Origin of the sequence: Pseudomonas sp. S9 (genome assembly GCF_000222125.1) — a bacterium.
GTDB lineage: Bacteria > Pseudomonadota > Gammaproteobacteria > Pseudomonadales > Pseudomonadaceae > Aquipseudomonas > Aquipseudomonas segetis.
In genome coordinates, this window is the sequence record NZ_AFFX01000013.1 from 1 (window position 1) to 13,594 (window position 13,594).

The following is a 13,594-nucleotide window of genomic DNA, read 5'->3' on the forward strand; positions in this document are numbered from 1 at the left end:
CCGCGAATACCCCCATCAACAGCAACAATAGGTGTTTGCGTAGCAGGCGTGAGCCGAGAATTGCCAGAATCGGAGCGCCCACTACAACGCCCAGTGCGTAGGTGCTGATGACGTTGCCCACCTGCGGTTCGGTGATTGCCAGGTCCTGCGCCACATTGGGCATCAGGCCCATGATCGAGAACTCCCCCGTACCGATTGCAAAGCCGCCCAAGGCTAACGCGAGCTCAATCAGCAATATGGCGCGGGGTGTGAGTCTTTGCTGGCTGGAGTTGGGCATTGGCGGCTTTCCACATACGGCGTGAATTTGGGCGCGGCATTATCGGCTTCTTTGGCGCGGAAGGTAAGTCAAATCCCGCCCTGGAGCGCTCTTTCGTCAAGATGGGGCTGGTGCCATTGTGCTGCCCAGTTCAATCGCTAGCGGTAGGCCTGGAGGAGTTGATCGATTTCATCGCTGGCGTTCATCCGGGCGATGGTTGCAAGTATTTCTTGTGTAGGGATCTCAGGGCTGTTGCGAACCATGCAGCCGAGTTGGGACTGTCCGACCTGCTTGAGCTTTTGAAGCTGGGCTTCTGGTCCTTTGTCCTTGTTGTACCAGTCAACGCTGATTTCGTTGGACAGCGCGTAGTCATAGCGCTTGACTGCCAGCTTGTTAAACACCTGGTCCTGGGTCCTGGCATCGTCACGCACAAGCCGCCCATTGGCGAAATCGCTTTCCAGGGCGGAGTACTCATAGCCATGCACTGCGCCTATCAACGTCCCCGGCGGTGGTTGCTTGCACGATTGCGTGGCGCGAGCAATCAGTACGTCAGGTTGCTCCATGAAGGGCTCGCTCCAGACGTAGCCTGCGGTGTTGCCTTGCATCCAGTCCTTGCTGACGAAGCAATGTACGTCGACTCTACCGGTCAGCAGTGATTGGGATACCCGCAGTCGCGGCACGACGATGAACCGGGCTTGGCGATTGACTCGATCAGCCAGCCGGTTTTCCAAGTCAAATACAAAGCCTCTGGTAGCCTGGCCATTGTCCAGGTCAACCAGCGGCATGCCCCAGCTGTCGGGTATGGAAAAGTTCAGGGGGCGCTGTTCGGCCCGAGACCAGGTGGCAAGGAGCAGCAAGCACACCGCAAAGCCGCCGCGGGCCGTGCGCCTGTCAAAGATGGGATGCATGCTACTTAACATTCGCTCGCTACCCGGCTCAACGGGTCATCGGTAAGGCGCTGCCGATGGCTATGAACATCACCGCGCAGCTGCGATTAAAGCCCTTGCCGCTGCGTTGCAGCCATGGTCGTATGCGCTGTGCCATGCGTGCAAGCAGGTACTCGACAAGGCCCTCGACCATGACAAAGGTCAGCGCCATGATCGCAAATTGCAGCCAGATGTTGGCGCCTGGGTCGAGAAATTGCGGCAGGAAGGCGCCAAAGAACAAAATCACTTTGGGGTTGGACAGGGCGGCGAACAGGCCCTGCCGGAACAGTGATGAGGCCGGTCGCCCATGGGTATCATCGAGGGTGTCCAAGTTGGGCGGTGGTGATCGCCATAGCTGGATGCCAAGCCAGATCAGATAAGCGCCGCCCAGCCATTTGAGTATGGTCAGGGCATTGGCCGATGCCTTGAGCAGGCTGTCGATGCCGAACATCGACAGCGCCATCAACAGGGTAAAGCCGATCACGCCACCCGTTACAGTCCACAGCGCACGGCGATGACCGTAAAGAGCGCCGTGGGTCATTGCCAGCAAGCCGTTGGGCCCGGGCGTGAGTGACAGGCCAGTAATGGCAATCAGATAAAGCAACCATGTTTGAAGGGCCATCGATGCGCTCTATTTAGTCGTTGGATTGTTGAGTGGGTTCACATGACAGTTGCGTCGAAGCTGTCAGGTCGCGCCATGGACCACATGCGCTCATAAAACTCGCCTTCAATCTTGCCGCTCAATAATTCGCCAGGCTTCAAAAACACGTGTTGCTGCGAAAACAACTTGATCTCGGTGGCGGAAATGCGCCGCACCAGATGCTTGGCATCCAGTTGACTTGGATGTTCAAGGCCAGCCGCAGCGAGCATTTCAGCCAATGCATGCAGGGTGTTGTGATGGAAGTTGTAGACGCGCTCGGCTTTATCACCCACCACCAAGGCACGCTGGCGGAGCGGGTCTTGGGTGGCAACCCCGGTTGGGCATTTGTTGGTGTGGCACGATTGGCTCTGGATGCAACCGATCGCAAACATGAAGCCTCGTGCTGAGTTTGCCCAGTCAGCGCCGATGGCCAGTACGCTGGCGATATCGAAAGCACTTACAATTTTGCCACTGGCGCCCAGCTTGATCTTATCCCGCAGATTGAGCCCGACCAGGGTGTTGTGGACAAACAGCAGGCCTTCACGCATTGGCACGCCAATGTGGTCGGTGAACTCTACGGGCGCGGCCCCGGTGCCTCCTTCCTTGCCGTCGACCACAATAAAGTCAGGCAGGATGCCCGTCTCGAGCATGGCCTTGGCTATGCCCATGAACTCCCAGGGGTGGCCCAGGCATAACTTGAAACCAACGGGCTTGCCGCCGGACAGTTCACGAAGCCTGGCAATGAACTCGAGCAGCTCGATCGGGGTTGAGAACTCGCTGTGGCTTGATGGTGATACGCAGTCGATGCCCATGGGGATGCCACGTGTCAGGGCGATTTCTTCGGAGATCTTGTGTTTCGGCAAGATCCCGCCGTGACCTGGCTTGGCGCCTTGGCTGAGCTTGATCTCGATCATTTTTACTTGCGCCGACTTGGCCTGTTCGGCAAAGCGCTGCGGGTCAAACTTGCCGTCGGCGGTGCGGCAACCGAAGTAGCCACTGCCTAGTTCCCAAATCAGGTCGCCACCATGTTGGCGGTGATAAGGGCTGATGCTGCCTTCGCCTGTGTCGTGGGCGAAGCCGCCGAGCATGGCGCCTTTGTTCAAGGCTTGAATTGCATTGCCACTCAAGGAGCCGAAGCTCATCGCCGAGATATTGAATACCGAGGCCGAATAGGGTTGGGTGCACAACGGGCCGCCGATGGTGACCCTGAAGTCCTTGGGGTCGCTGACTGGGGCAGGGCGCATGGAGTGGCCGATAAACTCGAACCCGTCCTGATAGACATCAATCAAGGTGCCAAATGGCTTATCGCCGCCCTGATTCTTGGCGCGGGCATAGACCAGTGTACGTTGCGAACGGGAAAACGGTAGTTTGTCGCCATCGGCCTCAAGCAGGTACTGACGTATTTCGGGACGAATGGCTTCGACCAGGTAGCGAATATTGCCAAGGATCGGATAGTTGCGGCGAACAGCCTGCGGCTGTTGCAGCAAGTCGATCACACCGATGATGCTCAGGGCGCCGCCAATGAAGATCAGCGGCCAAACCCATTCATGCTGCACAAACAGCAGGTTGATCAGGGTGAACAGGACACAAAAAGCAAAAAATGCGTAGCGGCTCAGTAGAGACAGATTCATACAAGTTCCTTTTGTTGAAAATTTGCCAGCGCCTGACTGCGGATGATCTTGATGTGAGTGCTCGTGGATCTAAAATAAATGCTGTCAGGCGCCATGCTGCTGCTCCATAAGTATGTGCTTGGTTTAGGCAGGTTAGCCAAACGATACGCGAAACCGAGTGGTTTTTGCGACTTCAGGGGCAGGGTTTAGCCGATGATTTGCCTGTGACCACCCTGGGGTTGTGGCAAGTTAATGGCATTTGCGGTGCTAATTGCATAATATCCGCACAGTTGTTGGGTCCTTCATGCTTCCCATCAGTCGAACGCTTAGGACGAATTTGATTTGCTGTGGCAAAATCCGTGTTTTGATTGTCGGGGCGCACTGCCTAGCGAATCGCGCTGTATGCACCCGAATTGACGCTTGTGGCAAATGGCTGCAAGCCAGCTAAAAATTGACCGCCACATGCGGCTGAGGACAACAGTAATGACCGTACATAACGTCGTAATCAGTGGAACGGGCCTCTACACCCCGGCTAATAGTATTTCCAACGACGAATTGGTCCAGTCCTTCAATAGCTATGTCCAGCTGTTCAATGCAGAAAACGCGCAAGCCATCGCCCGTGGCGAGGTTGAGGCGTTAACCGAGTCAAACAGCGCATTTATTGAAAAAGCATCCGGGATCAAGAGCCGCTTCGTCATGAACAAGGACGGTATCCTCGATCCGCAACGCATGACACCTCGTATTCCCGAGCGCAGCAATGACCAGTGGGGTGTGCTCTGCGAGATGGCCGTCGGCGCGGCGAATGAGGCACTGGCGCGAGCCGGTAAAACCGCCGCGGATATCGACGGGGTGATAGTTGCCTGTTCCAACTTGCAGCGGGCCTATCCGGCAGTTGCGATTGAAGTTCAAGCAGCGCTTGGCATCCAGGGCTTCGGTTACGACATGAACGTTGCCTGTTCCTCTGCCACCTTTGGCATTCAGGCTGCAGCCAACAGTGTCCAGTTGGGCCAGGCCAGGGCTGTGTTGATGGTCAATCCTGAAATCTGCACCGGTCACTTGAATTTCCGTGATCGCGACAGCCATTTCATTTTCGGTGATGCAGCGACTGCCGTCGTAATTGAACGCGCTGACCAGGCAACATCGGAATACCAGTTTGACGTGGTCAGCACCAAGTTGCTGACCCAGTTCTCCAACAATATCCGCAACAACTTTGGCTTCCTAAACCGGGCGGCTGAAGAGGGTATTGGCGCACGGGACAAATTGTTCGTGCAAGAAGGCCGCAAGGTTTTCAAGGATGTTTGTCCGATGGTGGCGGAGTTGATTGCCGCCCACCTTCAGGAAAACAAGCTTAACGTCAGCGACGTTAAGCGTTTTTGGTTGCATCAAGCTAACCTCAACATGAATTTGCTGATTGCTCGCAAGCTACTTGGCCGGGATGCCGAACCTAGCGAAGCTCCGGTGATTCTTGATGAGTATGCAAATACCAGCTCGGCAGGATCGGTGATTGCCTTGCACAAGCACCAGGACGATCTGGCAGGTGGCTCCTTAGGCGTACTTAGCTCATTTGGAGCCGGTTATTCAATCGGTAGTGTAATTTTGCGAAAACATTAATGGAATATCCAGAAGATAGTGCGTTGCTCTCCCGGCTTTTGAGCGGGGAAGAGAGTGCTTACAGGGAGTTGGTCGCGACCTATCAAGGTTCCATGCGAGCCGTGGCACTTGCCATAGTTGGCAGCCGTAATTCTGATGAGGTTGTTCAGGATGCCTGGCTCGCGGTGGTCAATAGTTTGAAAGGTTTTCAAGGGCGTTCGAGCTTGAAAACCTGGTTGCTCACCATTACGGCTAACACTGCAAAAACCCGCTTGAAACATAACCGTCGCGAAGTGCTGATGGACGATCTGCCTGGCCCGCACGGGACCATTGGCGATGATCGTTTTGCCGATGACGGTCATTGGCTCATGGCGCCCCATGAGTGGCATCAGGACACGCCAGAAGCAATGCTCTTGCAGAATGAATTACGCGAATGCCTGGAAAAGACCCTGGGCAGTCTGTCGAACATGCAAAGCAGTGTGTTGGTGTTGAGAGAACGCCAGGGCTTGGAGCTTGAGGAAATTTGTAATCTTTTAGACATCTCGCTCTCTAACGTGCGGGTGTTGTTGCACCGGGCACGCCTAAAGATGTTCGCCACCCTGGAGCATTTTGAGGAAACAGGTCAATGTTGAGCTGTAAAGAACTAGTCGCCAATTCCAGTGACTATCTAGATAATCGCTTGAGCCTGAGTCGTGGGCTTGAAGTGCGCCTGCATTTGACTCTCTGCGTTAATTGCAGGCGTTTCATCAGGCAAATGAAAATAAGCCAGGCGGTTTATCGCAAGATGCAGCTTGATAAGGCTGAAGACCTTGACGGGCTTGCACAGAAACTAGCAGACGCTCAGCGCTCATCCGATTAGAAGGGTGTAGCGCGTCCGTTGACTTTCCTGTTTCAATTTAACCTTTAAAATCAAGTGGTTATTTGACCCGTTAATCGCGCGTCAAATGCTTATTCTTTATGGGTTTAAAAAGTTCCGCTGTCATCAAATATTTATATATCAGCAACTTGCCTGACATCTGTTGACTCCAAGATTCCCCCTGCACAAACGAGCACCATCGCTCGGGTGTTTTTGACCATTTGTCCAAAGGGGAATTTCCGATGATCCGTAAGCATTTCGCGGGTGTCGTAGCGAGTACATTGGCTCTTGCCGTTTCAGCGCAAGCATTCGCAGGCACTGTGACCACGGATGGCTCAGACATTGTTATCAAGACCAAAGGCGGCCTTGAGGTTGCCACCACTGACAAAGAATTCAGCTTCAAGCTGGGTGGTCGCTTGCAAGCCGACTACAGCCGCTTTGATGGCTTCTACACCAAAAACGGCAACACTGCAGACGCAGCCTACTTCCGCCGCGCTTTCCTTGAATTAAGCGGTGTTGCCTACAAAGACTGGAAGTACGCAATCAGCTACGACTTTGCTCATAACGCGGGCAACTCCGATGATGGCTATTTCGATGAAGCCTCTATCTCCTACACGGGGTTCGACCCGGTGAAACTGCGCTTTGGTCGCTTTGACCCGGATTTCGGTCTGGAAAAAGCCACCAGCTCAAAGTGGATCACTGCTATCGAGCGTAACGCCGCTTATGAAGTGGCCGACTGGGTAAATGGTCACGAAAACGGCCTGGGCGCCCAGGCCAGCGCAGTAATGGGCAGCATGGCCTACTTGTCGGGTAGCGTTTCATCCAAGGACGTCAACGATGATGACGGCGACAGCGTCAAGCAGTTCAACCTGCGCGGCGTGTTCGCACCAATGGCTGAGTCTGGCAACGTGCTGCACATGGGTGTCAACTATGCTTATCGGGACCTTTCGGATGCCGCCGTCGATGGCCGTATTCGCCCACGCCTGACCGTTCGCGGTGTTTCCACAAACGGTGGCAACTCCGCCGGTGACAACGGCAACCGTGCGACCTTCGGTGGTTTCCAGGCCGCTTCCGGCGTCTTTGATGACGACTCGGTATGGGGTGCTGAATTTGCATGGGCAACAGGCCCTTTCTCGGCCCAGGCTGAGTACCTGACCCGTAAAATGAAGTCTGCACGCAGCACCATCGAAGACGTGAAGTCTGATGGTTACTACGGCCAACTGGCTTACACCCTGACCGGTGAATCCCGCGGCTACAAGCTTGACGGTGCCAAGTTCGACAGCATCAAGCCTGAGAACAAGCAAATCGGCGCCTGGGAAATTTTCTACCGCTACGACCACATCAAAGTTGAAGATGACAACGTTGTGGTGGCCTCTCCAACGCGTGAAGTGGGTGATACTGAAGCAGACATCAACACCATCGGTGTGAACTGGTATGCCAACGAGGCCGTGAAGGTTGCAGCCAACTACGTCATGACCACCACCGATGGCATTACCAATGCCAACGGCGATGATGATGGCGATGCCTTTGTAATGCGCCTGCAGTACGTATTCTAAAACCTGCGCCCCGATGGATTGGCCGCTGTACTCAAGACCATCGGGGTGCTGTGTTTTAAACGAAAGTGGCTCCTTTTAAGCCTCGCTTGTTTTGCGGGGCTTTTTTTCGTCGGCACTAAAGTTCAGACTGCGCAGATGCAGACAAAAACCGCTATTTCACTTCCTGATATTGATCCAGTCGACTGGGACAGATTGGCTGCAGCTGAGAGTCCGTTCCTCAAACATGGCTTTCTTTGTGCGCTTGAGCTTAGTGGCAGTGTTGGTCCGGGAACCGGTTGGACGCCAGCGCATCAGTTGGTGTTCGATGCCGATGGCAAGCTGGAAGCAGCGCTACCGGCATACTTGAAAACCCATTCGTTCGGCGAGTATGTATTTGATCATGGCTGGGCCGATGCCTGTGAGCGAGCGGGCATTGCTTACTACCCGAAACTGCTGGCGGGTATTCCATTTTCTCCAGTCACAGGGCCGCGTTTACTGGGTGATACGCAGCTAGTTGGCCAGGTGCTCGATAGCCTTACCCAGGCGCTGGATGACCAGGGTTTGTCGAGTTTGCACATCAACTTTACAGACCCGGCCGCCGACGCGCTGGTGCGCGGGCGCGAAGGATGGTTGGAGCGTCTTGGCTGCCAGTTTCACTGGCATAACCGTCAGTACCGCGACTTTCAGGATTTTCTCGACTCATTGAGTTCGCGCAAGCGCAAGCAATTACGCAAAGAGCGTGAGCAGGTGGCCGGGCAGGGCATCGAATTTGAATGGCGCGAGGGTCATCAGCTAAGCGAGTCCGAGTGGGACTTCGTCTATGTCTGCTACGCCAATACCTATCGTGTGCGCGGCAGAGCGCCTTATCTGACCCGGGTGTTTTTCAGCCTGCTGGCCGAAAAGATGCCCGAGTCTATTCGGGTGGTGATTGCAAGGCAGGGCACGCAGCCGGTCGCGATGGCATTTAGTCTGGTGGGCGGTAACAGTTTTTATGGTCGCTACTGGGGCTGTCTGGCCGAGTTTGATCGGCTGCACTTCGAAACCTGTTTTTACCAGGGCATGGAATATGCGATCGCCAGCGGGCTAGAGCGTTTCGATGCCGGGGCTCAGGGCGAACACAAGCTGATTCGCGGCTTCGAGCCGGTCATCACCCGATCCTGGCATTACCTGTGTCACCCTGGATTGCGCGCAGCCGTGGCGCAGTTTCTTGAGCAAGAGCGTGAAGGGATCAGTCGCTATGCCCTGGAGGCGAGGAGCTTGCTGCCCTATCGGCAAGCTGACGGCAGTGCCTGAGCCTTCGATCAATGACTCGGGAACTGCCGTGGGTGGGCTACGAGATATTGTCAGCTAAACGGCTTAGACATTGTGTGGGCCATTGCCCCACTCCAGGAACTGGATCTTGTGAATCTCGCCTTTGCTGTCTTCGTAGACCACATTGACCGGCACCACGCCGACCTTCTTGGAATTGTCGGTGCGATGTAGAACTTTGCTGATGTCGACTTCCATGCCGTATTGGTACTTCACCGCCGGAATACCGGAGCCAGGTTCGCGGTCGATGTCCTGGGCGAATGCAGATGGAGCAAGGCTGGTGATGAAGGCTGCTACGACTGACGCAATTTTCATAATGGTCTTTCCTCAATACTGGAAGTCACGCATCTACTGAAACTCGCAATTGTCATCGAGTGGGTCTGGGTTGCACTGATCCAGAAGCCTCGGATTCAATAGCTCGAGCAAAGCCCGGAGGCTTAAGCAAGGGGTGTATAGCGCGTAGCGACTATTTGTCACACCTTGTTACAGAGACTATTAAATTTTAAGTTACGAAGCAAGCTATCTATAAGTCTTGAGCCAGGCGACTATTCAACGCCGACAAAACCACCGGTCTGATGCTGCCAGAGGCGCGCATAGAGTCCGCCCTTGGCAATCAGTTCTGCGTGGGTGCCGGTTTCGACTATCTGGCCCTGGTCAACAACCACCAGGCGGTCCATCCGGGCGATGGTCGATAAACGGTGGGCGATGGCAATCACGGTTTTACCTTGCATCAAGCTATCGAGGCTTTCCTGGATGGCTGCTTCAACTTCAGAGTCGAGTGCCGAGGTGGCTTCGTCCAGTACCAGGATCGGCGCATCCTTGAGCAGAACCCGGGCAATCGCAATACGTTGTCGTTGGCCCCCCGAAAGCTTGACGCCACGTTCGCCGACCTGGGCATCTAAACCCAAGCCGCCCTGGCCATCATCCAGTCGGCCGATAAAGCCGTCGGCGCGGACCTTGCGCACCGCTTCGTCCAATTGCGCGTCAGTGGCATCGGGTTTGCCATAGCGCAGGTTGTCGCGGATCGAACGGTGCAGCAGGGCGGTATCCTGGGTGACTACCCCAATCTGTGATCGCAGGCTCTCCTGGCTGACTGCAGCGATGTTTTGCCCATCGATCAGAATACGTCCGCTTTGCAGGTTGTACAGGCGCAGCAGCACGCTGACCAAGGTCGACTTGCCCGCGCCAGAAGGGCCGACCAGGCCAATTTTTTCGCCCGCCTTGACGCTCAGGCTGAGGCCGCCGATAACGCCGCTTTCCTTGCCGTAGTGGAAGTGGATATCCTCAAAGCTCACCGCGCCACTACTGACTTTCAGCGGCGCTGCATTGGGATGGTCGACCACCTGCACGGGTTGCACAATCGAGCGAATACCATCTTGTACGGTCCCGATATTCTCGAAGATGCCGTTGACCACCCACATGATCCATTCGGCCATGTTGTTGATGCGGATCACCAGCCCCAGGGACAAAGCAATGGCGCCACTGGTGATTAGGTCCTGGCTCCAGAGCCACAGGGCCAGCGCTCCGGTTGAGCCAATCAATAAGCCGTTAATGCAGGTTACGCTGAAATCCAGGGCGGTGACTGTTCGGGTCTGGCTGCGCGCTTTGTCCAGCAGATGCTGCATGGCGCTGCCGGCATAGGCTTCCTCTTCCTGTGTGTGGGCGAACAGTTTCAGGGTGCTGATATTGCTGTAGCCATCGACGACCCGTCCCATGAGCTTGGAGCGGGCGGAGGACACGGCTGCGGAGCGCTGCTTGATGCGTGGCACAAAATATTTGAGCAGCAGGCTATAGGCGACGATCCAGATCAGCAGTGGAGCGGTCAGGCGTAAATCGGCCTCGGCAAAGAGGTAGATGGCGCTGCCGGCATAGACGATCACATGCCAAAGCGCATCAACCACTTGTATGGCTGATTGGCTTAACGATGGGCCTGTTTGCATGACGCGCTGGGCAATGCGTCCAGCGAAATCATTATTGAAGAAGTTCAGGCTCTGCTTGAGCACATACCGGTGGTTTTGCCAGCGGATGAGGTTGGTCAGGCTTGGCGATATGGCCTGGTTGACCAGCAGATCATGAAGGCCGAACACCAGTGGGCGGATGAGCATGGCCACGACCAGCATCCACAGCAGTTGCTGGCTGTAGTTGGCAAAGAATTCGCCGCTGGGTGTTTGCTGGGCCATGTCGATCAACTGGCCGAGAAAACTGAACAGCGCGACTTCAATCACCGCGGCAAAGAAGCCTACGACCAGCAGGGCGCAGAGCAGTGGCCAGGCCTGCTTTAGATAGTGCAGGTAGAAACGCGCTATATCTTTGGGCGGTGCTTGATCGGGTGCTGGCTTGAAGACGTCGATCAGTGATTCAAAACGGCGAAACATAAGTGGCATCCTGCCGTAAGCTGGTCGGCCAGCTTAGCGCTTATGTGGCTTTGATTCGAGGCTTTGTGTGCGCAGGACTGGGCGGACGACGCACTGTCGTCCGCCAATGCTTGCACTGATCTTACAGACGCTTGATGTCCAGAATCATCACCGGCTCGCGCGGCACGTTCTGCATGCCTGCACGGTTGCCGGTTGGCACCTGGGCAATTTCGTCGACCACGTTCATGCCTTTGATGACCTTGCCAAATACGGCATATCCAAAGTCACGGCTGCCGGTGGCGGGAAATGCATTTTCCTTGTGGTTGGTAAAGAACTGGCTGGGGGCTGAGGCGCGTACTTGGGTTCGGGCCATCGACAGGTTTCCGCGAACTTTGTGAAAGCCATTATCGGCTTCATTTCGGATCGGCGCGCCTGTCTGCTTTTGCTTCATGTCGGCATCAAAACCGCCGCCTTGGATCATGAAACCTGGAATGACCCGGTGAAACTGCGTGCCTTTGTAAAAGCCGCTGTCCACGTAGCCAAGGAAGTTTTTGACACTGATAGGCGCTTTTTCGGCATTCAGTTCGACTTCAATATCGCCCAGGGTTGTGCTGATCAAAACCTTGGGGTTGGTGGCTGCCCACAGCGAGGAAGCAAAGACTAGAGTGCAGGCTGCGAGAATGATTTTCTTGAGCATTATCAGGAGATCCTATGTGGGAGTGACGGCCGTTTCGATTTCGTTTAGAAACTCAAGCAGGCAGTTGTTGAAAGCTTGTGGTTGGTCCATGGGCGTTGCGTGTCGAGAGTCTTCGATCACCACGAGACGGGCGTTACTCAATTGGTTCGTATACGCCTGTTTTTGTGCAACCGAGGTGTAGTCTCGGTCGCCACTGATGACCAGCGTAGGACAGGTGATGCACGAAATTCGTTCGCGCACGCTCCAGCCAATGATTGCATCAAGGCTGGCCAAGTACGCGCGTTTATCGTTTTGCGGCCAGCGCTGTTCTATTTTGGCACGCAGCTCGGCTTGTTCAGGCTTTGGAAACAGTAGCTTGCCCAGTCCCTTGCCAATGGTTTCAAGGCTGAGCAGACGCGACAAGGTCCAGCGCTTGGCTATCTGCAGGTAGTCGCCGACTGACTTGGCTCTGACTTCCGGGCCGCTGTTGATGATGGTCAGGCTGAGCAGCAGGTCTGGACGATCCACGGCTAGCTGAAAACCGATCATGCCACCCATGGAGATACCGACCAAATGAACCGGGCCCAACTGGCAGTGTTCGATAAGCGCTGCCACGTCGTCGGCAAAGGTGGCCATGTCATAGCGCTCATGGGGTTTATCCGAACGACCGTGGCCCCGGACATCCAGGGCTATAACCCTGTAATGCGCTGATAATGCGGGAATCTGGTATTCCCAGTCGCGTGTGCTCGAGCCCAAGCCATGGACCAAAACCAGTGGTTTGCCGTGGCCGTATACTTCGTAGTGCAGTTGGCAGCCGTCATTATCGAAATAAGCCATGCCCGACTCCTGTCAATTGGTTGGCTGGGGCGCCGCGAAACTGGTATTGAGTGGTGCCGCATCGAAGCCTTTGATCAGTTCAATAAGAATCTGGGTGGCTGGCCCCAGGGGCTTTTCCTTGTCGGTATACAGATAGAAGCTCGGGTTGCGGGTGCCGCCCTGGTCCAGCGGCAATGGCAAGAGCTGGCCATCCTTCAGTTCGCGCTCGATGATGTGCCTGGGCAGCCAGGCAAAGCCCAGGCCGTTGCTGACAAAAGAGGCTGCCGTGGCGAGGCTCGCAACTGTCCAGCGATGCTCCGCGCCGAGCCAGCCTACATCGCGGGGCTGCAGGCGCCCCGAGTCACGAATCACCACCTGCATATGGGTCTGCAAGTCGAGAAAGCTCAGCTGGCGCTGCAACTTGTGCAACGGGTGATCGGGGTGGGCAACGGCAATAAACTCGACACTGCTCAGCTCGCTGCCGAGAAAACCGGGGATGTTCAAACCGCTGATGGCGACATCGGCGGTGCCTTCGCGCAAGACATCTTCGGTGCCCGACAACACCTCTTCGCGCAGGCGCACCCGGCAGCCCCGGCTTTGCGGCATAAAGGCCGTCAAGGCACGGACCAGCTTGGCGTTAGGGTAGGCCGCATCGACAACCAGGCGTACTTCGGCTTCCCAGCCTTGCTCCATGTGATGGGCCAGGTGTTCGAGTTGGCTGGCCTGGTTGACCAGTTGGCGCGAGCGGCGCAGCAGTACGTCGCCAGCATCGGTCAATACAGCCTTGCGTCCATCGATGCGCAGCAACGGAACGCCGAGTTGTTCCTGCATGCGCGCAACGGTATAGCTAACCGAGGATTGAGAGCGGTGCAGGATTTCTGCCGCCTGGGCGAAGCCGCCGTTGTCGACAACGGCTTGCAAGGTTCGCCACTGGTCTAGGGTTACGCGAGGGGCTTTCATGTCGGGTCCTGTCTATCTGTACCGTTCGGCTCTTGAATACCGGGTTATTTTTCTTGTTGCAGTGTGC

14 protein-coding genes are annotated in these 13,594 nt (G+C 55.6%); 5 read left to right on the forward strand and 9 right to left on the reverse strand.

Annotated features, from left to right (window positions below; translation table 11 throughout):
* From PSES9_RS24000 to PSES9_RS0120960, 4 genes are all read right to left on the reverse strand, one after another.
* Positions 1-277, reverse strand: a 277-nt coding sequence (locus PSES9_RS24000; protein ID WP_010490285.1) for an MFS transporter, incomplete at its 3' end; no start/stop codon positions are given.
* Positions 278-414: 137 nt separating this feature from the next.
* A complete protein-coding gene (locus tag PSES9_RS0120950) occupies positions 415-1,164 on the reverse strand; it encodes a substrate-binding periplasmic protein (RefSeq protein WP_010490286.1) in 750 nt (249 codons plus the stop codon).
* Positions 1,165-1,192: 28 nt separating this feature from the next.
* Positions 1,193-1,804 carry a LysE family translocator gene (locus tag PSES9_RS0120955; RefSeq protein WP_010490287.1) on the reverse strand — a complete coding sequence of 204 codons (612 nt, stop codon included), beginning with the start codon at positions 1,802-1,804 and terminating at the stop codon, positions 1,193-1,195.
* 38 nt (positions 1,805-1,842) lie between these two features.
* On the reverse strand, positions 1,843-3,453 hold the full coding sequence (locus tag PSES9_RS0120960) for an FMN-binding glutamate synthase family protein (RefSeq protein ID WP_010490288.1): 1,611 nt from the start codon (positions 3,451-3,453) through the stop codon (positions 1,843-1,845).
* A 462-nt stretch (positions 3,454-3,915) separates the two neighbouring features.
* Here PSES9_RS0120960 and PSES9_RS0120970 point away from each other — a divergent pair, with 462 nt between their 5' ends.
* The 5 genes from PSES9_RS0120970 (at position 3,916) to PSES9_RS0120995 (ending at position 8,706) form a co-directional block, all read left to right on the forward strand.
* Positions 3,916-5,043, forward strand: a complete 1,128-nt coding sequence (locus tag PSES9_RS0120970) for a beta-ketoacyl-ACP synthase III (protein WP_010490289.1) — start codon at positions 3,916-3,918, stop codon at positions 5,041-5,043.
* Positions 5,043-5,654: an RNA polymerase sigma factor gene (locus tag PSES9_RS0120975; RefSeq protein ID WP_010490290.1), complete on the forward strand. Its 612-nt coding sequence runs from the start codon at positions 5,043-5,045 to the stop codon at positions 5,652-5,654. The genes PSES9_RS0120970 and PSES9_RS0120975 overlap by 1 nt, the downstream gene beginning before the upstream one ends.
* Entirely contained in the window at positions 5,648-5,881 is a 234-nt protein-coding gene (locus tag PSES9_RS0120980) for a zf-HC2 domain-containing protein (RefSeq protein ID WP_010490291.1), read from the forward strand. The genes PSES9_RS0120975 and PSES9_RS0120980 overlap by 7 nt, the downstream gene beginning before the upstream one ends.
* A gap of 239 nt (positions 5,882-6,120) precedes the next feature.
* Complete coding sequence (locus PSES9_RS0120990; protein WP_010490292.1) at positions 6,121-7,434, forward strand: OprO/OprP family phosphate-selective porin; 1,314 nt, start codon at positions 6,121-6,123, stop codon at positions 7,432-7,434.
* 135 nt (positions 7,435-7,569) lie between these two features.
* Positions 7,570-8,706 carry a GNAT family N-acetyltransferase gene (locus tag PSES9_RS0120995; RefSeq protein WP_010490293.1) on the forward strand — a complete coding sequence of 379 codons (1,137 nt, stop codon included), beginning with the start codon at positions 7,570-7,572 and terminating at the stop codon, positions 8,704-8,706.
* Positions 8,707-8,769: 63 nt separating this feature from the next.
* Here PSES9_RS0120995 and PSES9_RS0121000 read toward each other — a convergent pair whose 3' ends face one another.
* From PSES9_RS0121000 to PSES9_RS0121020, 5 genes are all read right to left on the reverse strand, one after another.
* Positions 8,770-9,036 (reverse strand): DUF2790 domain-containing protein, encoded by a 267-nt coding sequence (locus tag PSES9_RS0121000; RefSeq protein WP_010490294.1) that lies wholly within the window; start codon positions 9,034-9,036, stop codon positions 8,770-8,772.
* Positions 9,037-9,266: 230 nt separating this feature from the next.
* A complete protein-coding gene (locus tag PSES9_RS0121005) occupies positions 9,267-11,105 on the reverse strand; it encodes an ABC transporter ATP-binding protein (protein WP_036988387.1) in 1,839 nt (612 codons plus the stop codon).
* A 112-nt stretch (positions 11,106-11,217) separates the two neighbouring features.
* Positions 11,218-11,772: a peptidylprolyl isomerase A gene (locus PSES9_RS0121010; RefSeq protein ID WP_010490298.1), complete on the reverse strand. Its 555-nt coding sequence runs from the start codon at positions 11,770-11,772 to the stop codon at positions 11,218-11,220.
* Positions 11,773-11,784: 12 nt separating this feature from the next.
* Complete coding sequence (locus tag PSES9_RS0121015) at positions 11,785-12,588, reverse strand: alpha/beta fold hydrolase (protein WP_010490300.1); 804 nt, start codon at positions 12,586-12,588, stop codon at positions 11,785-11,787.
* 12 nt (positions 12,589-12,600) lie between these two features.
* On the reverse strand, positions 12,601-13,527 hold the full coding sequence (locus PSES9_RS0121020) for a LysR family transcriptional regulator (RefSeq protein WP_010490302.1): 927 nt from the start codon (positions 13,525-13,527) through the stop codon (positions 12,601-12,603).
* Between the last annotated feature and the right edge of the window lie 67 nt (positions 13,528-13,594).

What these genes read in the sequence shown, in the direction of transcription:
- PSES9_RS0120950 (WP_010490286.1), bottom strand. Translation starts at nt 1,164, where the DNA reads ATGCATCCCATCTTTGACAGGCGCACGGCCCGCGGCGGCTTTGCGGTG.
- PSES9_RS0121020 (WP_010490302.1), bottom strand. Translation starts at nt 13,527, where the DNA reads ATGAAAGCCCCTCGCGTAACCCTAGACCAGTGGCGAACCTTGCAAGCC.
- PSES9_RS0121005 (WP_036988387.1), bottom strand. Translation starts at nt 11,105, where the DNA reads ATGCCACTTATGTTTCGCCGTTTTGAATCACTGATCGACGTCTTCAAG.
- PSES9_RS0120955 (WP_010490287.1), bottom strand. Translation starts at nt 1,804, where the DNA reads ATGGCCCTTCAAACATGGTTGCTTTATCTGATTGCCATTACTGGCCTG.
- PSES9_RS0121015 (WP_010490300.1), bottom strand. Translation starts at nt 12,588, where the DNA reads ATGGCTTATTTCGATAATGACGGCTGCCAACTGCACTACGAAGTATAC.
- PSES9_RS0121000 (WP_010490294.1), bottom strand. Translation starts at nt 9,036, where the DNA reads ATGAAAATTGCGTCAGTCGTAGCAGCCTTCATCACCAGCCTTGCTCCA.
- PSES9_RS0120960 (WP_010490288.1), bottom strand. Translation starts at nt 3,453, where the DNA reads ATGAATCTGTCTCTACTGAGCCGCTACGCATTTTTTGCTTTTTGTGTC.
- PSES9_RS0120970 (WP_010490289.1), top strand. Translation starts at nt 3,916, where the DNA reads ATGACCGTACATAACGTCGTAATCAGTGGAACGGGCCTCTACACCCCG.
- PSES9_RS0121010 (WP_010490298.1), bottom strand. Translation starts at nt 11,772, where the DNA reads ATGCTCAAGAAAATCATTCTCGCAGCCTGCACTCTAGTCTTTGCTTCC.
- PSES9_RS0120975 (WP_010490290.1), top strand. Translation starts at nt 5,043, where the DNA reads ATGGAATATCCAGAAGATAGTGCGTTGCTCTCCCGGCTTTTGAGCGGG.
- PSES9_RS0120980 (WP_010490291.1), top strand. Translation starts at nt 5,648, where the DNA reads ATGTTGAGCTGTAAAGAACTAGTCGCCAATTCCAGTGACTATCTAGAT.
- PSES9_RS0120995 (WP_010490293.1), top strand. Translation starts at nt 7,570, where the DNA reads ATGCAGACAAAAACCGCTATTTCACTTCCTGATATTGATCCAGTCGAC.
- PSES9_RS0120990 (WP_010490292.1), top strand. Translation starts at nt 6,121, where the DNA reads ATGATCCGTAAGCATTTCGCGGGTGTCGTAGCGAGTACATTGGCTCTT.